Consider the following 19,822-nt stretch of genomic DNA (forward strand, 5'->3'; position numbering starts at 1 on the left):
GCGTTACTCCCGGCAACCTTGCAGTTTGATGATGTGGTGCCCGCGCTTGCTGATGGATTCAGCGACGACGGGGTTGGACGGTTCTACGTGGCAGAACCGGCATTCGTTCAGGGAAATGTCTTCGTCCTGAACCCCTTGCTCGTCCAGAAACTGACGGGCGTAGGTTTTCGCCAGTTCGCTGTCGTTACTCTCGATCAAGACATCGAAGTGTAGATAACGGCCGTCTTTGGTGCGCACGTGGGTGTCGAATACTTTGATGCTCATCATTTGCTCTCCTTCAATTTCCAGGTGCCGGGCAGGGACAAGTCACCCGAGGCGATGTCGTAGACGCTGCTGACGCACAACAGCGGGTTGTGCAGGTCGGCGTTGACCTTCAGTGCAGCGGTGACGCCGTCATAGTTGAAGCTTTGCGGGAAGCCCACGGCGGCCAGCGGTACGCGAATCTGTGCGGCGTTGCCCGCCACGCTCAGCTGATAGCCGGGGGAGTCGATGTAGATCGGCGCGCCGGGCCAGGTCGCTGGCAGCTTCGGCTTGGCGTCCTTGGGGATGTCGCGCACTTTCAGGCCGCCAGGCCCGCAGCTTTCGTCCTTGGTCAGGACCACCCAGTGGGAATGCCAGAGGCCGCCGTCGTTGTCCTTCTTGCCGTCGTTGTTTTCGTCCAGTTGCGGGGTGTCATCGAAGTCCGGGTGCGAGGTCAGGGCCAGGGCGAGGATGCCCGATTTGGCTTCGAAGCCCACCGCCGAACTGTCCAGGCTGGTCGGCCAGACATAGCTGTAGACCTCGGCACCGGCGAACGACCCCTTGGCCGATGGCACCCGGCTGCCGGCCTTGCCGTCGACCAGTTGCTCGAACACCAGGTCGTTGCCTTGCTTGAAGACGCGGGTATGGACCAGATCGAACGCGGCGTCGGTTTTGCTCTTGTCGCTGTGGATGCCTTCCGGGCCATGGGCCCAGGCTTGTGAAGCGAGCAGGGTACCGAGGGTCAGTGCCAGTGCGGTTTTCATGATTGCCTCCAGTTCAATGAGTTAAGTAGTTTCGAATCGACACATAAAATCCTACGGCAAAGTCTGGCTTTGTCAATATGGTTTTTATCCGATACTATTTATCGACACCCTTGATCAGGAACTGCCCGTGCTCTTCGATCTGTTGGAAAGGCTTTCCAGCCTGACCCGCGTCTGGTTCCGCGAACACCCGAAACTGACGGACTTGCAGCCGATTCAGCTCAGCGCCCTGATGTACCTGGAGCGCTGCAATCGTTACTCCAACACGCCATTGGCGGTCACCGAATACCTGGGGCTGACCAAAGGCACGGTCTCGCAATCACTCAAGGCCCTGGAAACCAAAGGCCTGCTGGTCAAGACCCAGGACACCCGCGACAAACGCAGCGTGCACCTGCGGCTGACCGAGCCGGCCCAGGCGCTGCTGGACGCGGTGATGCCACCGGACTTCCTGGTGAATGCCGCCCAACGCATGGGCGCGCGGGCGGAGGATCTGGAGGGCTTGCTGCTGGAGTTGCTGAGAAACATCCAGCAAGGGGAAAACGTACCGAGCTTCGGTTTGTGCCGAACCTGCCGTTTTCACCAGAAGCTCGAAGCGGGGGCGTTCTGCGGGCTGACCCAGGAACCGTTGGAGCCGCTGGAGGCTGAGCTGATTTGTCGGGAGCATGCGTTGCCCGAAGTCACAGAAAACTGACCTGTGAAATGATCAAAATGTGGGAGCGAGCCTGCTCGCGATGAGGGTGTGTCAGGCAACATTTGTTTGTCTGATAAACCGCCATCGCGAGCAGGCTCGCTCCCACAGTTGAAGAAGAGGGGGGGGGTACATCAACTCCCCCAACCCTCCCGCACCGCCGTGCGAATCGCCTCCAGCAACATGGCAAACGCCGGGTTGTCGTTGTTCTCCCGCCAGATCAGGTGCAGCTCGCTCTGCACCCCTTCGCCCAGGTCGATGTCGCGAAATACTACGTTCCTGAACACCACGCTGCTGGCACAGCGCGGCACCAGGGCCAGGCCCATGCCGGCGTTGACCAGGGCCAGGATGGTCAGCGACGACCCCAGCCATTGCACGTATTCCGGTGCCACCCGCGCCGAGCGCAGCATGCCGGTCAGCAGTTCGTTGAACGGCGGGTAGGCGGCGTGGGAGTACATGAGAAACGGCTGTCCATCCAGGTCGCTGACCGACACCGTGTCGGCGTGGGCCAGGGGATGCTCGCTGGGCACCGCCAGCACGAACGGCTCGCGCACCAGGCACTCGGTGGCGTAACCGGGTTCCAGCAACGGCGCGCGGACGATGCCCAGATCAATGCGCCAGGCGCGCAGGGCCTCGTGCTGCTGGTAAGTGTTCATTTCCGTCAGGTCGATTTTCACCTGGGGCTGCTTGAGCCGGGCCTCGGCGATCACCTTGGGCAAGAACTCGTAGACGGCACTGCCGACGAAACTGATGTTCACCGAACCGATGTCACCCTCGGCGAAGCGGCGGGCGGTGATGGCGGCCTGTTGCGCGCGCTCCAGAAGGTTCTGCGCTTCGATGAAAAACGCCCGGCCGGCGGCGGTCAGCGCCACGCTGCGGGTGCTGCGGGTGAACAGCTCGACGCCCAGGTGATGCTCCAGCAACTGGATCTGCCGGCTCAGCGGCGGCTGGGTCATGTTCAACCGTTCGGCGGCGCGGCGGAAGTTGAGTTCGGTGGCCACTGTGGTGAAGCAGCGCAGTTGGGTCAGTTCGAACATTGATCTAATCCAGGTATCAATCAAGTGCCAAGTTAGATTAGACGGGATCAATGTCGGCGTCCATGATCGAACCGTCCCTAAAAAAACAATGAACGGGAGTCGCCCCTTGAATACCCTCAAGCCAGGCCAGGACGCGCTCGCCAGCGCGGCGGCCAAGGTGAAACGTCACGTGCTGCCGCTGTTCGTGATCATGTTCATCGTCAACTACATCGACCGGGTCAACATCGGTTTCGTGCGCAGTCACCTGGAAACCGACCTCGGTATAGGCGCTGCGGCCTACGGCCTGGGTGCCGGCCTGTTCTTCATCGGCTACGCCATTTTCGAAGTGCCTTCCAACATGCTGCTGCAGCGTTACGGCGCCCGCGCCTGGCTGACCCGCATCATGTTCACCTGGGGCGCAGCGGCCATGGCCATGGCGTTCGTCAGGGGCGAAACCAGCTTCTACGTGCTGCGCTTCATTCTCGGCGCGGCCGAGGCGGGGTTCTTCCCCGGCATCATTTACTACTTCACCCAATGGCTGCCGGCCACCGAACGCGGCAAGGCCATGGCGATCTTCCTCAGCGGTTCGGCCATTGCCTCGGTGATTTCCGGGCCGGTCTCCGGCGCCTTGCTGCACGTCAGCGGGCTGAGCCTGCACGGCTGGCAGTGGATGTTCCTGATCGAAGGCTTTGCCTCGATCGTGCTCTGCGGGTTCGTCTGGTTCTGGTTGCAGTCCCATCCGCGTCAGGCCAACTGGCTGAGCGCTGAAGAAAAGGACGCGCTGATCGACGCCATCGCCCTGGAACAGAAGGCCCGCGAAGCGACCCAGACGGTCAAGCCGTCGATGTTCAAGCTGCTGGCGGACCGGCAGATCGCGCTGTTCTGCTTCATCTACTTCTCCATTGCCCTGACCATCTACGGCGCCACCTTCTGGCTGCCGAGCATGATCAAGAAAATGGGCAACCTCGGTGACTTCCAGGTCGGCCTGTTCAACTCCATTCCGTGGATCATCTCCATCGTCGCGATGTATGGCTTCGCAGCCATGGCGGCCAAGTGGAAACACCAGCAGGCCTGGGTCGCACTGACCCTGGTGATCGCCGCCACCGGCATGTTCGTGTCCACCACCGGCGGGCCGGTGTTCGCCTTCGTCGCCATCTGTTTTGCCGCGATCGGCTTCAAGGCGGCCTCGGCGCTGTTCTGGCCGATTCCCCAGGGTTACCTGGATGCGCGCATCGCTGCCGCGGTGATCGCCCTGATCAATTCCATCGGCAACCTCGGCGGCTTCGTCGCCCCGGCAACGTTTGGTTTCCTCGAACAGAAAACCGGCTCCATCGAAGGTGGCCTCTACGGCCTGGCTGCCACGTCGCTGCTGGCCGCCGTGGTGATCTTCTTTGCCCGCACCTCGCCGCAAACCGCTTTTCGTCACTCCGCCTTGAAACCCGAACCAAAGGGAGCAGCCTCTTGAAAATCACCCGCGTAACCGTCACGCCGATTGCCTTCCGTGATCCGCCACTGCTCAATGCCAGCGGGATTCACGAACCCTTCGCCCTGCGTTCGATCATCGAGATCGAGAGCGACAATGGCTACATCGGCCTGGGGGAGAGTTACGGCGACGCCCCGGCGCTGGCGATCCAGCAACAATTGCAGACGCAGCTGATCGGCCTCGACCCGTTCAACCTCAATGCGCTGCGGCGCATCGTCCAGGCCACCGTGGCGGCGAACAAACCGGCGAGCCTGGCCGGCGCCGAGCTGGCACCGGGTTCCCACGCCAGCAAGGCGGTGAGCAACGCCTACTCGGCGTTCGAGGTGGCGTTCCTCGACTTGCAGGCGCGTTCGTTGAACGTGCCCCTGGTGGACATGCTCGGTGGGGCGGTTCGTGATGAGATTCCGTTCAGCGCCTACCTGTTCTTCAAATACGCCGAGCACGTGAATTCGCCGTACAAACCGGACAACTGGGGCGAGGCGCTGAGCGAAGAGCAGATCGTCGCCCAGGCCCGGCGGATGATCGAGGCCTATGGCTTCAAGAGCATCAAGCTCAAGGCCGGTACGCTGCCGCCCGAGCATGAAGTGTCGTGCATCAAGGCGCTGAAAAAAGCCTTCCCCGGCTACCCGCTGCGCATCGACCCGAATGGCAACTGGTCACTGGAAACCTCGATCCGCATGGCCGAACTGCTCGGCGACGACCTGCAATATTACGAAGACCCGACCCCCGGCCTCGATGGCATGGCCGAGCTGCACAAACGCACCGGCCTGCCGCTGGCGACCAACATGGTAGTCACCGATTTCGACGAGTTTCGCCGCAGCGTTGCCTTGAACAGCGTGCAGATCGTCCTCGCCGACCACCACTACTGGGGCGGCCTGCGCGACACCCAGGTGCTGGCGAAAATGTGCGAGACCTTCGGACTTGGCGTGTCGATGCATTCCAACTCGCACCTCGGCATCAGCCTGATGGCGATGGCCCACGTGGCCGCGTCGGTGCCGAACCTGGATTACGCCTGCGACACCCACTACCCGTGGCAGGAACCGGATGAGGAAGTGATCAAGGGCGGCAAACTGCCGATCGTCGATGGCTGCGTGAAAATCACTCGCGCGCCGGGCCTGGGCCTGGAACTGGACCACGATCAACTGGGCAAGCTGCACGACCAGTACCTGACCTGCGGCATCCGCCAGCGCGACGACGTGAAACAGATGCAGCGCTACAAACCGGAATGGAAGGCGGTCAAGCCACGCTTCTGAACCCGGCCAGCAAACGCTCGATCTGCGCCAGTTCCCAGGTGCTGAGCAGGCTCACTGGGTCGGTGCCGTAGCGCTGCCAGTGGTCGTGGCTGGCTTGGCGACCGTCCGGGCTGCGGCAGTGCTGGCAGTGGCGCAGGTGTGTGCCGTCGACTTCGAGGGTCAAGTGCCAGCCCTCGATGTCGACGGACACCAGCGCGGCTTCGCCGGGTTCGCCCACCGGTCGCATCGGACGAACCTCAAGCGCCGCATCGCGCAGAAGCTGGTAAATCTCGCGGGTGCCAAGTGACATAAATTTCCCCGTTCCCCCGTTCCCCCGTTCCCCTGTAGGAGCGAGCTTGCTCGCGATGGCGTCGTGTCAGACCACATCAATGTCGAATGACACTCCGCCATCGCGAGCAAGCTGGCTCCTACAGGGGAATTATATTCCAATTAATAATAACCAAATAATAATTAAGAATTATTTTGTATAACGCATTTCGTGCACTATCCCTGTGAACAGGCCTTTGCAGTCATCCGGCCATCATCCCCCGTTCACAGCGAGTATCTCATGGCAACTCCCTACAAGCGTTCCGCATTGACCCTGTTGGCAGCCTCCCTGGCCGCAGCCAGCGCGCTGCTCAGCCCCGGTGCCCAGGCCGAAGGCAAGATCAGCATCGCCCAGCAATTCGGTATCGGCTACCTGATCCTCGACGTGGTGCGCGACCAGCAACTGATCGAGAAGCACGGCAAGGAGCAGGGCCTGGACATCAAGGTCGACTGGAACAGCATCTCCGGGGCCACGGCCATGAACGAAGCGCTGCTCGCCGGCGCCCTGGACGTGGTCTCGGCGGGCGTGCCGCCGATGCTGACCATCTGGGACCGCACCAAGGGCAAGCAGAACGTCAAGGCGATCGCTTCGCTGGGCTCGATGCCCAACTACCTGCTGACCAACAACCCCAACGTCAAGACCCTCAAGGACTTCTCCGACAAGGACCGCATTGCCGTGCCGGCCGCCGGGGTAGGGTTCCAGTCGCGCACCCTGCAGATCGAAACCGCCAAGCAATTCGGCAGCGAGCACTACAAGAAATTTGACGACATCTCCATCAGCCTGGCGCACCCCGATGCGACGTCCGCGCTGATTGCCGGTGGCTCAGAAATCAACGCGCACTTTTCCAGCCCGCCGTTCCAGTACCAGGAGTTGCAGAACCCCAATGTGCACAAGGTGCTGAGTTCCTACGACGTGTTGGGCGGTCAGGCGACGTTCAACGTGCTGTACACCACCGAGAAATTCCACGACGAAAACCCCAAGACCTACAAGGCGTTCTACGACGCCCTGGCTGAAGCGGAGAAAATTATCAAGGCCGACAAGGCCGCCGCTGCCAAGACCTACATCCGCGTCGAGCAGTCCAAGCTGCCGCTGGAGCTGGTGGAGAAGATCGTCAACGACCCGGAAATCGACTTCACCGTGGTGCCGCAACGCACGGCGATCTACGCCGATAAATTGCAGGAACTGGGCGTGCTGAAAAACAAGGCGGACAGCTGGAAGGACTACTTCTTCGAAGAAGCCCACAGCGGTGCAGGCAGCTGATACGCCAGATTTGATCACTACCACCGAAGAGGGATGGCTGTTTGCCACGCGTGCGTTTATGCTCGGCAGGTTTTGCATTTGCCAATCATTAACAACAAAGTGACGACATGAGCCAGATAGAGACGCGTGCGACTGCGCTTGCGCTGTACCCGGAAGACTCCCGCGAGGCCGCGGCTCTGCTCAAACAAGCTGTCCCCCTGATGGTCAAGCACAACATCGCGCCCAACCCGGTGCATTACGCGCTGTGGTACACCTACAGCAAGGGCGAGGACAGCGAACTCAATCGTCACCTGGATCGCGTGGTCAGGGACTTCGACGGCTTCCCGCCGGAGTCCGCCACGCGCCTTTTTCGCGACTACATCATTCGCGACGAGCTGGAAGAAGCGCGCGCCGGTCAGCAGCAGGCGATCAACCTGGTGGACGACATGCACCGCGACGTGTCCCGCAGCGTCGAGGGCAGCCTGGATTTTCAGAGCAGCCTGGGGCGTTGTATCGAAATGCTCGAGGCGCCGGCCAACGAGCGCCTGCCCGACATCCTCAGCGAACTGCAACACAGCACCCAGCTCATGCAGACTCAGCAGGAGCGCTTCCTGTCGCAACTGAGTTCGGCGCAGAACGAAATCAAGAGCCTGCGCAGCAAGCTCGAACGCGCGCAACTGGCCGCCACCCTCGATGGCCTGACCGAACTGCTCAACCGCAGCGCGTTCACACGCCTGCTGGAACAGGCGCTGGGCAACCGCGCCCAGGGCGTGGCGCTGGTCATGCTCGATATCGACCACTTCAAGCAATTCAACGACCAGTACGGCCACCCGTTGGGTGACCGCGTGCTCAAGCACGTCGCCCAGGTGCTGCGCGGCGCGCTGCCGGCCCACGCTACGGCGGCGCGTTACGGTGGCGAAGAATTCTGCGTGATCCTGGAACACTGCGCGGATCTGGAAAGCGCCGTGGTGTTCGCCGAGCAACTGCGCATGAAAGTGCAGTCGCTGCGGATCAAGGCCCGTGGCGACGGCAAGGTGCTCGACACCATCACCGCATCCTTCGGTGTGGCTTTCGCGCATCCCGGCGAACAACCGGACAACCTGCTGACCCGCGCCGACGATGCCCTGTACCAGGCCAAGCGCACGGGGCGTAATCGGGTGCATTGCTGAAGATCGCGCCGCCCCTCTGTAGGAGCGAGCTTGCTCGCGATGGCGGTGTGTCAGACAAATAAATTCCCGCTGACACACCGCAATCGCGAGCAAGCTCGCTCCTACAGTAGCAATGATCATGAGAAAATCTCGTGATCATCAAGATTAAAATGAGTTTGTCTCACCACCTGCCAACTACCGACAATGTGCCCATCAACCACATTGGAGTTAGTTGTCATGGCTTTGGCCCATTCCCTTGGATTTCCGCGCATTGGCCGCGATCGCGAATTGAAGAAAGCACAGGAAGCCTTCTGGAAGGGAGAGCTGAGCGAAGAAGGCCTGCGCGCCGTCGGCCGTGAGCTGCGCAAGAGCCATTGGGCGTTGCAGAAAAACGCTGGCATCGAGCTGCTGCCGGTGGGCGATTTTGCCTGGTACGACCAGGTCCTCACCCATTCGCTGATGTTCGGTGTGATCCCCGAGCGTTTCCGTCCAGCCAATGGCCAGGCGTCCCTGCAAACCCTGTTCGCCATGGCGCGTGGCGTCAGCGACAGTTGCTGTGGCGGGGCGCATGCCCAGGAAATGACCAAGTGGTTCGACACTAACTACCACTATCTGGTCCCGGAATTCACTGCCGATCAACAATTCCAGCTCGGCTGGGAACAGCTGTTCGAAGAAGTCGAAGAGGCCCGCGCCCTCGGTCACGCCGTCAAGCCGGTGGTGATCGGCCCGCTGACGTACCTGTGGCTGGGCAAGACCAAGGGTGGCGATTTCGACAAGCTCGACCTGCTCGATCGTCTGCTGCCGTTGTACGGGCAGATCTTCCAGCGCCTGGCGGCGCAAGGCGTGGAGTGGGTGCAGATCGACGAGCCGATCCTGGTGCTCGACCTGCCACAGGAATGGAAAAACGCTTTCGAACGCGCTTACAACCTGATCCAGCGTGACCCGCTGAAAAAACTGCTGGCCACCTACTTTGGCGGCCTGGAAGAGAACCTCGGCCTGGCGGCCAACCTGCCGGTCGATGGCCTGCACATCGACCTGGTTCGTGCGCCGGAGCAATACCCGACCATCCTCGACCGCCTGCCGGCCTACAAAGTGCTGTCGCTGGGCGTGGTCAACGGCCGCAACGTCTGGCGCTGCGACCTGGAACAGGCCCTGGCCACTTTGCAACACGCCAACGAGCGCCTCGGTGACCGCCTGTGGGTCGCGCCGTCCTGCTCGCTGCTGCACAGCCCGGTGGACCTGTCCCGTGAAGACCAGCTCGATGCCGAACTGAAAAGCTGGCTGGCATTCGCCGTACAGAAGTGTGAAGAAGTGGCGGTGCTGGCCCAGGCGGTCAACGAGCCAGAGGCTCCGCAGGTGCTGCGCGCGCTGACCAACAGCCGCTCGGTCCAGGCCAGCCGCGCCGCTTCGCCGCGTATCCACAAGCCCGCCGTGCAGGCTCGGGTGGCGGCCATCACCGCCAGTGACAGCCAGCGGCACTCGTCCTTCAATGGCCGTATCGGCAAGCAACGCGTGCGCCTGAACCTGCCGCTGTTTCCGACCACCACCATCGGTTCGTTCCCGCAAACCTCGGCGATCCGTCTGGCGCGTCAATCGTTCAAGCAGGGCAAGCTGAGCGCCGCCGAATACACCGAAGCCATGCACAGCGAAATCCGCCATGCGGTGCAGGTGCAGGAACGCCTGGGGCTGGACGTGTTGGTGCACGGTGAGGCCGAGCGCAACGACATGGTCGAATACTTCGCCGAGCAGCTCGACGGCTACGTGTTCACCCGCTTCGGCTGGGTGCAGAGCTACGGCTCGCGCTGCGTCAAGCCGGCGGTTATTTTCGGTGACCTGAGCCGTCCGCAGGCCATGACCGTGGAGTGGATCCGCTACGCCCAGGGCCTGACCGGCAAGGTCATGAAAGGCATGCTGACCGGCCCTGTGACCATGCTGATGTGGTCGTTCCCGCGTGAAGACGTGTCGCGCAAGGTCCAGGCGCAGCAACTGGCCCTGGCCCTGCGTGACGAAGTGGTGGACCTGGAAGCGGCGGGCATCAAGGTCGTGCAGATCGACGAGGCCGCTTTCCGCGAAGGCTTGCCGCTGCGCCGTGCGCAATGGCAGGACTACCTGGACTGGGCCGTGGAGGCCTTCCGCCTGACCGCCAGCGGTGTGCGCGACGAAACGCAGATCCACACCCACATGTGCTACAGCGAGTTCAACGACGTGATCCAGTCCATTGCGGCCATGGACGCCGATGTGATCACCATCGAAACCTCGCGCTCGGACATGGAGCTGCTTGACGCCTTCGAAGCCTTCGACTACCCGAACGACATCGGCCCGGGCGTCTACGACATCCATTCGCCACGGGTGCCGGATGCCACGGAAATGGCCAACCTGCTGCGCAAGGCCGCCCGGCGCATTCCCGCCGAGCGCCTGTGGGTCAACCCTGACTGCGGTCTGAAAACCCGCGGCTGGGCGGAAACCGAAGCGGCGCTGGTGCACATGGTCGCGGCGGCGCGCCAACTGCGTAAAGAGCTGGCCTGATACACCAACGCAAAGCCCGGCGGGAACACGTCTGTGTGTTTGCGCCGGGTGCTTAGGGCCGTTCAATCCATTTCGTCGTCGACGGCGGTTGCCATTGTTCCAGCGCGTCAATCAATGCCGCCGGGTCTTTGTCGATCAGCAGCATCCGGCTATGTTCGGCCTTCATGAAACCTTCCTGTACCGCGTGGTCCAGCAGGCTGCGCACCGGTTTGAAAAAGTCACTGATGTCCAGGCAGGCGACGCCCTTGTGGTGTTCGCCCAGCTGCGTCAGGGTGGCCGCTTCGAACAGCTCCTCAAAGGTGCCCAGCCCGCCGGGCAACGCGATGAACGCGTCGGCGGACTCACTCATGCGGGTCTTGCGGCTGCGCATGTCCGCGGTCACTTCGTGTGCGGTCAGACCCTGGTGCAGGTGTCCGAGGTCGAACAGCAGCCGCGTGATGATGCCCACCACTTCGCCGCCCTCGGCCAGTACCGTGTCGGCCATGACGCCCATCAAACCCTTGTCGGTGCCACCGTAAATCAGGCGGATACCGCGCCGGGCGATCTCTCGAGCCAATGCCTGGGCACCTGCGACGTAGTCGGCGTTGAAGCCGAAGTTGGAGCCTGAGAACACGGCAATGCTGCGGATAGGGGAAGGGCTGGTCATCGAATCTCATTCCGGGTGAAGTAAACACCCATGATGCGATGCACCGGCTGGCCTCGACAGGTCCAAGAAATGCCTGCATGCCTGGGCCATGCCCGCACTACATCAGCGCAAGAATGCGCCTGCCCAGTTGTTCGGCGGCGTCCTGGGACGCGATATTGGCAAACCCCAGCAACAGCGCAGAATCGGTCGGATCGTGCACGCCCCAGTCACTCAGCGCCTCGGCGTAAATGCCTGCCGTCAGTAGCCGCTCGACCAGCGCCCGATCAGACTGAGGCGGTGTCAGGCGCAGGATCAGGTGCATGCCGCCGGGTAGCGGATCAATGCGGATGCGCTCGCCCAATGCTTTCTTCAAACCCCGCGCGGTGGCTTCGCGGCGTTCGCCATAGAGCTTGCGCATGCGCTGGATGTGTCGGGCGAAATGGCCTTCGGTAAGGAACGTGGCGACGATCGCCTGGGTCAACTCCGGGCAACCGCCGAGGAAGGTCTGGCTGACGAGTTCGAAGCGTTCTACCTGGGCGGGCGGCACCACCAGATAGGACAGGCGGATTCCCGGGAACAGCACTTTGCTGAAGGTGCCGGCGTAAAGCACCCGGCCCTCGCGATCGAGGCTTTTCAGGGCTGGCAGTGGGCGGCTGACATAGCGGTACTCGCCGTCGTAGTCGTCCTCGACGATCCACGCCTGTTTGCGGGCCGCCCATTCCAGCAGTTGCAGCCTGCGCGGCAACGACAGCGACACGCATAACGGACTCTGATGCGCCGGGGTGACGACGGCTGCCCGTGCCTGCGGCGTGCGACTGATCCCCTGCGCGACGCGCATGCCATCCTGATCGACGGGCACGGCTGCCACCTTGATCCGCAGGTACTCCAGCAATTGTCGGGTAGGCGGGTAGCCGGGGTCTTCGACCAGCACGCAATCATCGGGCTTGAGCAGCGCATGGGCGATCAGCGCCAGGCTGTTGCGATAACCCGAGGTGATGAACACTTGGGCCGGCGAACAGCTGATACCCCGGGCCACTTGCAGGTAAGTGGCAATCGCACTGCGCAGGGATTCCAGGCCCAGCGCCGAGGGGTTGGCCATGTCGGCGATTTGCGTGGCGCGCACGCAGCGAGCGCCGATCTGCGACCAGATCTTGCGCGGAAACGCATCCAGCGCCGGCAACGCCATTTGAAAGGGCAGGACCGCGGCCTTGTGCCTGATTGATGGCCCTGGGTGAACGGCGGGCTGCGCCGAAGCGGCAGGCTGGCTGACGCTGATTCCCGCCGCGACCACTGTGCCTGCCTGGCCGCGGGCCAGCAGGTAACCTTCTGCCGTCAGTAATGAGTAGGCGGTGTCGATGGTGCCCCGCGCCAGGCCCAGTTCTTTCGCCAGGGCCCGGGCCGCCGGCACCCGGTCACCGGGCGCCAGCAGGCCATCGCTGATCGCGCTGCGAAAGCGCCAGTAGATTTGCCGGTAGATCGGCTCCGTGGAGCCAGGATCAAGCGAAAAGTTTTGGCTGTGAAGGGTCATTGGCCTCGACCGTTGGGTAAGCGCGGAAATGCTCCTCGAGTGCCTGTTGCGCCGTGTGTCGTGCGGCGCTGAGGGCGTTCGGGCCCATGGCTGTTCCTTCGACGGAGAAAAACTTCACGTCATGGAGCCCGATCATACCCAGAACGGCCTTCAGGTAGGGCGACAGAAAGTCCGGTTGACGTGGGGTCACCCCGGAAATCCGGCCGCCCGAGGCGACCGCCACATACACCGGGCGGTCGTGCAGCAGGCTGGTCTTGCCCTGCGCGCCGACATTGAACGTACGCCGGACCCTGGCCACATGATCAATCCACAGCTTGAGCGTGGAAGGCACGGTGAAGTTATGCATCGGTGTCGCGATCAGCAGAATGTCCGCCGCTTGCAGTTCGTCGATCAGCTCGTTGGAACGGGCAATCGAACCCGCCTCGGTGACGTCTGCAGAGGCTTGCTGGGACATTGCGTACGGCCCGTCGATCGGCAGCAATCCGCCTGCGCTCAGCAGCCGGTTGGTCACGGTGGCCGTCGGGTGGGCATTGAGCAGAAAGCGCAGGATGCCTTGCGCCAGTCGATAGCTTTCGGAGGCCTGGCCGCGCGGGCTGCAAATGATGTGAAGGATGTTCATGGTCGACCCTGTAGACGCTGTGAGAGGTCACCGATTTTAAGAAGCCTGTGACCCAGGCCGAAGGTCCATGAATCGCGTTTTCGACAGGGCCATGATTGTTCAGTCTTGGCCTATGACTCAAGACCGATCATGGCCCTTAACCACAGGGCCAAGAACGCCCACCATGGCGTCTCTCCATCAGCAATCACAAGGATTCACCATGAGCAATCGTCTCGACTACGCCAAGGCTTCTCCCGAAGGTTACAAGGCTTTCGGCGGGGTCTACGTGTACCTGCAGAACAGTGGGCTGTCCCACGAACTGATCGACCTGGTCTATCTGCGTGTGTCGCAGATCAACGGCTGTGCCTTTTGCATCGACATGCATTCGCGGGACCTGGTGAAGCTTGGCATCAACGTTGAAAAACTGGTGCTGGTGCCGGTCTGGCGTGATGCCGGGAACGTCTTCACTGCCCGCGAACGCATCGCCCTGGGCTGGGCCGAATCCGTCACCAACGTGGCCCTGAGCGGGATCCCCGACGCCGACTACATCGCCGCGGCAGCCGAATTCGGCGACAAGGAGTTGGCGGACCTGACCTATGCCATTGGCCTGATGAATGCCTTCAACCGGTTCGGCGTGGCGTTCCGCGTCAAACCGGCTGCCAGCGCCTGACACTGTCCATCAACCGCACCCGCCGGACGTTGCAGCCCGGCGGGTCAACCAGAGGATCACTTGCATGGCATGGTCACTGCTCGGTTTCGCCGGCCTGCTGGAAATTGCCTTCGCTTTTTTCATGAAAGGTTCGGATGGATTTACCCGCCTGACGCCGGGGCTGTTGGCGGTTGCCACGGGCTTGTCGAGCGTCTTTTTGTTGTCACTGTCGCTGCGGACGCTGCCGGTCGGCACTGCCTATGCGGTATGGACCGGAATAGGCGCGGCCGGTACCGCCATCCTGGGCATGGCGGTGCTTGAAGACTCCACCTCCGCGCTGCGTATCGCCTGCATTGGCGTGATTTTGCTCGGCGTGATCGGCCTCAAGCTGGTTTCGGGAAACTGAGCCAGTTAGAGGCAATTTGCTGGCCCCCAGGGTTGCAAGTAACAGTCAGAATCACTTTACTTTCAGGTGGTTAGGGCCAACTTTAAATGCGCAATCTATGGATTCCACTGATTTCCCTGGGCCTCGCGGGTTTTGCCGTGCAGGCCCAGGCCAGGGAGCTTCAAGCCAGTGACCGCTATATGTGCAGTTGGGGCGCGGGCACCGCAGCCAAGGCCCAGGAGCTGAAGCTGGCAGGGGTCTCGTTGTATGCCGCACGCAAGAAATTGCAGACCTACAAGTTCAGCAAACCGTGGATGCGCATGATGGCCATGGGCATTACCGAACAGACCTACGACAGCCCGACCCGCATGAAACCCGAAGCCTTGCGCCGCAGCTTCAACGAGGACTGCCTGCGCTACAAGGTGGCGCGCAAGTGATCTACAGCGCCTGGCCGATCAGCTTCAGGTAAGCGGGGCTGGCGGAGATCGAGTTGTGCCCCACGTCCGGAATCACCTTCAGCTGCGCCACCCCCTTGGCGAAATGCCGATAGAGCGCTTCGGTGCTGGAGAGGGGGATGATGTCGTCCTGCTCGGCGGCCAGCAGCAGGGTCGGGATCGAGATATGCGCGGCGTACTTCCATGAATCGAAGCGGTCCTTGAGCAACCACTTCACCGGAAAAATCGGGTACTGGCGCACGGCGAGTTCTTCCAGGCTGTTGTAGGGCGTGATCAGAATCAGCCGCGCCGCCGGGCGCTGGCTGGCCAGGCGCACTGCCACCCCCGAACCGAGGCTGCGGCCGACCACCGCGACTTGCGTATGGTTGCTGTAGACCTTGTCGAACAGGGTCAGCGCATCGCGGGCAATCGCTTCTTCCGAAGGCGAGCCACTGCTGCCGCCGAACCCCCGGTAGTGCAGCAGATACAGGGCATGGTCAGGGAACGCCTGGGAAAACTCGGGCAGGTTACGCGAGACGTCTTCGGCATTGCCGCCAAAATAAATCAGCGCTTTTGGCCCCTCGTGCGGTCTGACGGTGACCTGCACCTGCGCGTCCTCCACCTCCAGCGTAAGCCTCGGCGCGTCGAGCGTGGCGGGCTGCGGGAAGTAGATCAGCGCACGCTGGAACACCAGCAGCGCGACACACAGTGCCAGGTACAAACCGGCGAGGATGACGACGAGAACCATCAGGGTGCGTGACATTCGGCTAACGTTAGTGCGTGGCATTGATTGCTCGGGGGTTCTGGGCGTACGTACCTATACCTGTAGGAGCGAGCTTGCTCGCGATGGTCGTCAACGATGACGCTGGCTGTCTGAATATACGCGGTGCCTGAGCCACCATCGCGAGCAAGCTCGCTCCTACAGAAACCGAGTGTAGTTGAACGCAAGGGCAAACCATGAACCACACGAAGGGACTCACGCGCAGACGACTGCTCACGCTGACTGCCGGAGCGACGGCGGTGCTTACTTTCGATCCGGCCTTGGCGACCACCGCGTCGCCCGAGGAAACAGGAGGCAAGAACATGCTGACCCGCGCCATTCCTTCCAGCAACGAACCCTTGCCGATGGTCGGCGTGGGCACCTATCGCGGTTTTGATGTGGCGCCGGCCGATCCCGCCTACAGACAATTGCCGGGAGTGCTCAGTGCGTTGTTCGAGAAGGGCGGGACGGTGATCGACAGCTCACCCATGTACGGCCGCGCCGAGCAGACCACCGGCGAGCTGCTGTCGATCCACCAGCCGCGCTCGCCGGCGTTCCTGGCCACCAAGGTGTGGACTCGCGGGCGTGAAGAAGGTATCGCGCAGATGGAGCAATCCTTCAGGTTGCTGCAAACCGATCGCATCGACCTGATGCAGATCCACAACCTGCTGGACTGGAAAACCCACTTGCCGACCCTGCGCCAGTGGAAGGAAGAGGGGCGCATTCGTTACATCGGCATCACCCATTACACCGCCTCGGCCTATGACGAGGTGGAGGCGGTGCTCAAGGCCGAGGCATTGGACTTCTTGCAGATCAACTATGCGCTGGACGACCGCGGCGTGGAAAAACGCATCCTGCCGCTGTGCCGGGAGCGGGGCGTGGCGGTGATCTGCAACCGGCCCTTTGGCGGCGGCGACCTGCTCGCACGCCTCAAGGGCAAACCGCTGCCGGGCTGGGCCGCGCAAGTAGGTGTGACCAGTTGGGCGCAACTCGCGCTGAAATACCTGCTGGCGCATTCGGCGGTGACCTGCGTCATCCCCGGCACCGGCAACCCACGCTACATGGCCGACAACGCCGGCGCCGGCTTCGGCCCGATGCTGACCGGCGCGCAGCGGGAGCAGTTGATTGACGTGGTGAGTTGAGCCCTGCGGCGTTCTCGGGTCCTATCGCGAGCAGGCTCGCTCCCACAGGGGATAGACGTTGTTGCGGCGGACGCGGTCAAATTGTGGGAGCGAGCCTGCTCGCGATGGTCGTCAACGATAACGCGGGATACCTGATGCCCCGCGGCGGCCCTGAGTCCATCGCGAGCAAGCCCGCTCCCACAGGGGATAGACGTTGTTGCGGCGGACGCGGTCAAACTGTGGGAGCGAGCCTGCTCGCGATGGTGGTCAACGATAACGCGATAAACCTGATGCTCCGCGGCGGCCTTGGGTCCATCGCGAGCAAGCTCGCTCCTACAGGGGGGCGGGGGTGTTGCGGCTTACGCGGTCAAAATGTGGGAGCGGGCTTGCCCGCGATGGTGGTCAACGATGACGCGGGATACCTGATGCCCCGCGGCGGCCGTGAGTCCATCGCGAGCAAGCCCGCTCCTACAGGGGGGACGCGGTCAAATTGTGGGAGCGAGCCTGCTCGCGATGATTCCCGGTTAAACGAGGTATCGCCGAAACCACGCCAACGTCCGGTCCCAGGCCAGTTTTGCCGCTGCTTCGTCGTAGCGCGGGGTGGAGTCGTTGTGGAAGCCGTGGTTGGCGCCGGCGTAGATGTGCGCTTCGTAGGTCTTGTCCGCTGCTTTCAGCGCCTGTTCATACGCCGGCCAGCCTTCGTTGATGCGCGTGTCCAGTTCGCCATAGTGCAGCATCACCGGCGCCTTGATCCGTGGCACATCCTTGGCCTCGGGCTGGCGGCCATAGAACGACACGGCAGCACCGAGTTCCGGGTAGGCCACGGCGGCGGCATTGGCCACGCCACCGCCGTAGCAGAAACCGGTGATGCCGACCTTGCCGTTGCTGGCGTCGTGTTTCATCAACCATTCGATGGCGGCGAAAAAATCGTTCATGAGTTTTTCCGGATCGACCTTGGCCTGCAACTCGCGGCCCTTGTCGTCGTTGCCCGGATAACCGCCGAGCGACGTCAGCCCGTCGGGGGCGAGGGCGATGAAGCCGGCCTTGGCCACGCGCCGGGCCACGTCCTCGATGTAGGGGTTGAGCCCACGGTTTTCGTGTACGACCACCACCGCCGCGACCTTGCCCGCCGCCTTGGCCGGGCGCACCAGATAACCGCGCACCGTGCCGTTACCCGTGGGCGAAGGGTAGGTGATGTACTCGGCGATGATGTCCGGGTCGGTGAACTCGACCTGCTCGGCCAGCGCATAGTTCGGGCTCAGGGAGGCGAGCAGGGCGCTGGCGGTCAATCCACCAAAGGTGAACAGCGCCGCGCGGTCGAGAAATTCGCGGCGGTTGATCCTGCCGTGGGCGTAGTAGTCGTAGAGTTCGAGCAGTTCGGGGGCAAAGTCTTTCGCGGTGAGACGAGTCATGCTTGCACGTCCTTGAGGCACTGCGCCCCGGCCCTGGCCACCTGCGCATCCTGTTCGGCCTTGACCCCGGAGACGCCGACTGCGCCGATCACCTGGCCATCGACCACAATCGGCACGCCGCCCTCCAGCGAGGTCAACAAGGGTGCCGACAGAAACGCAAAGCGTCCGCCATTGACCATGTCCTCGAAACCCTTGGATTCCCGCCGGCCCAATGCCGAAGTGCGGGCTTTTTCGGTGGCGATGTAGGCGCTGCTCGGCGTCGCCCCGTCGAGGCGTTCGAGGGCCAGCGGATGGCCGCCATCATCGACGATCACGATACTCACCGCCCATTGGTTGCCCTGCGCTTCGCTGCGGGCGGCTGCAAGGATCTGGCTGACTTCGGCCTGGCCGAGGATGGCTTTGCTTTTCATCGTGAGTCTCCTTTGAACGCTGGGGGCAGGGCGGCGTCGACCAGTTCGATCCAGTGCCGCACCGGGGTGCGGTTGGCGCCGTCCAGATGCGACTGGCAGCCAATGTTGGCTGTGACGATAACATCTGGCTGGCCGCTTTCCAGCGCGTTGAGCCGGTTGTCGCGCAATTGCCGGGACAACACCGGCTGGGTGATCGAATAGGTGCCCGCCGAGCCGCAGCACAAATGCCCGTCGGGCACGGCGGTGAGGTTGAACCCCAGGCGCACCAGCGTCGCTTCCACCGCGCCGCCGAGCTTCTGCGCATGCTGCAAGGTGCAGGGGCAGTGGAAGGCCAGGCGCTGGTCACCGTGCACGCCGAGGGTTTCCAGCGGTTCGTCGCGCAGCACTTCCACCAGGTCGCGGGCCAGGGCGCTGACCTTCTTCGCCTTGGCCGCGTAGGCCGGATCGCGTTCGAGCAAATGCCCATAGTCCTTGATGAACGCGCCACAGCCACTGGCGGTTTGCACGATCGCTTCGGCGCCGCTCTCGATGCGCGGCCACCAGGCGTCGATGTTGCGCCGGGCGCGGTCGAGGCCGGCTTCCTGGGCGTTGAGGTGATAATCCACGGCGCCGCAGCAGCCGGCTTCGCTGCTGGCGATGACGCTGATCCCCAGCCGATCCAGCACCCGCGCGGCAGCGGCATTGGTGTTGGGCGACAGCCCCGGTTGCACGCAGCCTTCGAGCATCAGCACCTGGCGCGCGTGACGGCTGAGCGGAGCGGCCTTGACCGGCGCCGCACTGCGCGGCAATTTCGCTTGCAGCATGTCGGGCAGCCAGGCTCGGAACACCTGGCCGCTGTTGACCAGCCCTTTGAACAGCACCGGGTTGGGCACCACGCTGCGCAGGCCTTCGCGCAGCAAACGCTGGCCGAGCGGGCGCGGCACGGCGGCATCGACCACCGCGCGACCGATGTCCAGCAGATTGTGATAATCGACCCCGGACGGGCAGGTGGTTTCGCAGTTACGGCACGACAGGCAGCGGTCCAGGTGCTGCTGGGTTTTTTCCGTGACCTCGCGGCCCTCCAGTACCTGCTTGATCAGGTAGATACGGCCCCGTGGCCCGTCGAGTTCATCGCCGAGCAGTTGATAGGTCGGGCAGGTGGCGTTGCAGAACCCGCAGTGCACGCAGGTGCGCAGGATGCTCTCGGCCTCTTCCGCGCGGGGCAGGCGGCGGGCAGTGTCGCTCAGGGTGGTCTGCATG

21 protein-coding genes are annotated in these 19,822 nt (G+C 62.7%); 10 read left to right on the forward strand and 11 right to left on the reverse strand.

Going from position 1 to position 19,822, the window contains the following annotated elements; all coding sequences use genetic code 11:
- Positions 1-3: 3 nt before the first annotated feature.
- Both ABVN20_RS04090 and ABVN20_RS04095 read right to left on the reverse strand, forming a co-directional pair.
- A complete protein-coding gene (locus ABVN20_RS04090; protein WP_368554216.1) occupies positions 4-264 on the reverse strand; it encodes a DUF2024 family protein in 261 nt (86 codons plus the stop codon).
- Entirely contained in the window at positions 264-1,004 is a 741-nt protein-coding gene (locus ABVN20_RS04095; RefSeq protein WP_368554217.1) for a hypothetical protein, read from the reverse strand. Before ABVN20_RS04095 ends, ABVN20_RS04090 begins: the two co-directional genes overlap by 1 nt.
- A gap of 127 nt (positions 1,005-1,131) precedes the next feature.
- Here ABVN20_RS04095 and ABVN20_RS04100 point away from each other — a divergent pair, with 127 nt between their 5' ends.
- A complete protein-coding gene (locus ABVN20_RS04100) occupies positions 1,132-1,692 on the forward strand; it encodes a MarR family winged helix-turn-helix transcriptional regulator (protein WP_368554218.1) in 561 nt (186 codons plus the stop codon).
- Between the two features lie 131 nt (positions 1,693-1,823).
- Here the strand turns inward: ABVN20_RS04100 and ABVN20_RS04105 are convergent, their stop codons facing one another.
- Complete coding sequence (locus tag ABVN20_RS04105; RefSeq protein ID WP_368554219.1) at positions 1,824-2,726, reverse strand: LysR substrate-binding domain-containing protein; 903 nt, start codon at positions 2,724-2,726, stop codon at positions 1,824-1,826.
- A gap of 106 nt (positions 2,727-2,832) precedes the next feature.
- Between ABVN20_RS04105 and ABVN20_RS04110 the strand changes: the two genes are divergently transcribed.
- The gene (locus tag ABVN20_RS04110) at positions 2,833-4,170 is read left to right on the forward strand and encodes an MFS transporter (RefSeq protein WP_368554220.1); all 1,338 of its coding nucleotides are present in this window, start codon (positions 2,833-2,835) and stop codon (positions 4,168-4,170) included.
- Positions 4,167-5,441, forward strand: a complete 1,275-nt coding sequence (locus ABVN20_RS04115) for a glucarate dehydratase family protein (RefSeq protein ID WP_368554221.1) — start codon at positions 4,167-4,169, stop codon at positions 5,439-5,441. Before ABVN20_RS04110 ends, ABVN20_RS04115 begins: the two co-directional genes overlap by 4 nt.
- On the opposite strand, the gene ABVN20_RS04120 is transcribed toward ABVN20_RS04115, so the two are convergent.
- Positions 5,425-5,730, reverse strand: coding sequence for a hypothetical protein (locus ABVN20_RS04120; protein ID WP_368554222.1), 306 nt, complete (start codon positions 5,728-5,730; stop codon positions 5,425-5,427). The genes ABVN20_RS04115 and ABVN20_RS04120 overlap by 17 nt on opposite strands.
- Positions 5,731-5,988: 258 nt before the next feature.
- Between ABVN20_RS04120 and ABVN20_RS04125 the strand changes: the two genes are divergently transcribed.
- From ABVN20_RS04125 to metE, 3 genes are all read left to right on the forward strand, one after another.
- A complete protein-coding gene (locus ABVN20_RS04125; RefSeq protein ID WP_368554223.1) occupies positions 5,989-7,008 on the forward strand; it encodes an ABC transporter substrate-binding protein in 1,020 nt (339 codons plus the stop codon).
- Positions 7,009-7,115: 107 nt separating this feature from the next.
- Positions 7,116-8,156, forward strand: coding sequence for a GGDEF domain-containing protein (locus ABVN20_RS04130; RefSeq protein WP_368554224.1), 1,041 nt, complete (start codon positions 7,116-7,118; stop codon positions 8,154-8,156).
- Between the two features lie 216 nt (positions 8,157-8,372).
- Positions 8,373-10,661 carry a 5-methyltetrahydropteroyltriglutamate--homocysteine S-methyltransferase gene (gene metE, locus ABVN20_RS04135; protein WP_368554225.1) on the forward strand — a complete coding sequence of 763 codons (2,289 nt, stop codon included), beginning with the start codon at positions 8,373-8,375 and terminating at the stop codon, positions 10,659-10,661.
- Positions 10,662-10,713: 52 nt separating this feature from the next.
- Here metE and ABVN20_RS04140 read toward each other — a convergent pair whose 3' ends face one another.
- The 3 genes from ABVN20_RS04140 to ABVN20_RS04150 form a co-directional block, all read right to left on the reverse strand.
- A complete protein-coding gene (locus ABVN20_RS04140; protein ID WP_368554226.1) occupies positions 10,714-11,307 on the reverse strand; it encodes a TIGR00730 family Rossman fold protein in 594 nt (197 codons plus the stop codon).
- A gap of 97 nt (positions 11,308-11,404) precedes the next feature.
- Positions 11,405-12,814 (reverse strand): PLP-dependent aminotransferase family protein, encoded by a 1,410-nt coding sequence (locus ABVN20_RS04145; RefSeq protein ID WP_368554227.1) that lies wholly within the window; start codon positions 12,812-12,814, stop codon positions 11,405-11,407.
- On the reverse strand, positions 12,783-13,433 hold the full coding sequence (locus tag ABVN20_RS04150; protein ID WP_368554228.1) for an FMN-dependent NADH-azoreductase: 651 nt from the start codon (positions 13,431-13,433) through the stop codon (positions 12,783-12,785). Before ABVN20_RS04150 ends, ABVN20_RS04145 begins: the two co-directional genes overlap by 32 nt.
- 199 nt (positions 13,434-13,632) lie before the next feature.
- On the opposite strand from ABVN20_RS04150, the gene ABVN20_RS04155 reads away from it, so the two are divergent.
- The 3 genes from ABVN20_RS04155 (at position 13,633) to ABVN20_RS04165 (ending at position 14,883) form a co-directional block, all read left to right on the forward strand.
- Complete coding sequence (locus ABVN20_RS04155; protein WP_368554229.1) at positions 13,633-14,082, forward strand: carboxymuconolactone decarboxylase family protein; 450 nt, start codon at positions 13,633-13,635, stop codon at positions 14,080-14,082.
- 64 nt (positions 14,083-14,146) lie between these two features.
- Positions 14,147-14,467 carry a multidrug efflux SMR transporter gene (locus tag ABVN20_RS04160; protein WP_368554230.1) on the forward strand — a complete coding sequence of 107 codons (321 nt, stop codon included), beginning with the start codon at positions 14,147-14,149 and terminating at the stop codon, positions 14,465-14,467.
- An 86-nt stretch (positions 14,468-14,553) separates the two neighbouring features.
- The gene (locus ABVN20_RS04165) at positions 14,554-14,883 is read left to right on the forward strand and encodes a hypothetical protein (protein ID WP_368554231.1); all 330 of its coding nucleotides are present in this window, start codon (positions 14,554-14,556) and stop codon (positions 14,881-14,883) included.
- Position 14,884: 1 nt separating this feature from the next.
- Here the strand turns inward: ABVN20_RS04165 and ABVN20_RS04170 are convergent, their stop codons facing one another.
- Positions 14,885-15,667 carry an alpha/beta hydrolase gene (locus tag ABVN20_RS04170; protein WP_368554232.1) on the reverse strand — a complete coding sequence of 261 codons (783 nt, stop codon included), beginning with the start codon at positions 15,665-15,667 and terminating at the stop codon, positions 14,885-14,887.
- Between the two features lie 170 nt (positions 15,668-15,837).
- Between ABVN20_RS04170 and ABVN20_RS04175 the strand changes: the two genes are divergently transcribed.
- Positions 15,838-16,782 (forward strand): aldo/keto reductase, encoded by a 945-nt coding sequence (locus ABVN20_RS04175; RefSeq protein ID WP_368554233.1) that lies wholly within the window; start codon positions 15,838-15,840, stop codon positions 16,780-16,782.
- A gap of 503 nt (positions 16,783-17,285) precedes the next feature.
- Here the strand turns inward: ABVN20_RS04175 and yghX are convergent.
- Genes yghX through glcF form a run of 3 tightly spaced genes read right to left on the reverse strand, consistent with a single transcriptional unit; the run spans position 17,286 to position 19,821 of the window.
- Positions 17,286-18,173, reverse strand: a complete 888-nt coding sequence (gene yghX, locus ABVN20_RS04180) for a YghX family hydrolase (protein ID WP_368554234.1) — start codon at positions 18,171-18,173, stop codon at positions 17,286-17,288.
- Positions 18,170-18,583 carry a heme-binding protein gene (locus ABVN20_RS04185; protein WP_368554235.1) on the reverse strand — a complete coding sequence of 138 codons (414 nt, stop codon included), beginning with the start codon at positions 18,581-18,583 and terminating at the stop codon, positions 18,170-18,172. The genes yghX and ABVN20_RS04185 overlap by 4 nt, the downstream gene beginning before the upstream one ends.
- Positions 18,580-19,821: a glycolate oxidase subunit GlcF gene (gene glcF / locus ABVN20_RS04190; RefSeq protein ID WP_368554236.1), complete on the reverse strand. Its 1,242-nt coding sequence runs from the start codon at positions 19,819-19,821 to the stop codon at positions 18,580-18,582. The genes ABVN20_RS04185 and glcF overlap by 4 nt, the downstream gene beginning before the upstream one ends.
- Position 19,822: the final 1 nt, after the last annotated feature.

The organism is Pseudomonas sp. MYb118 (assembly GCF_040947875.1).
Taxonomy (GTDB): domain Bacteria; phylum Pseudomonadota; class Gammaproteobacteria; order Pseudomonadales; family Pseudomonadaceae; genus Aquipseudomonas.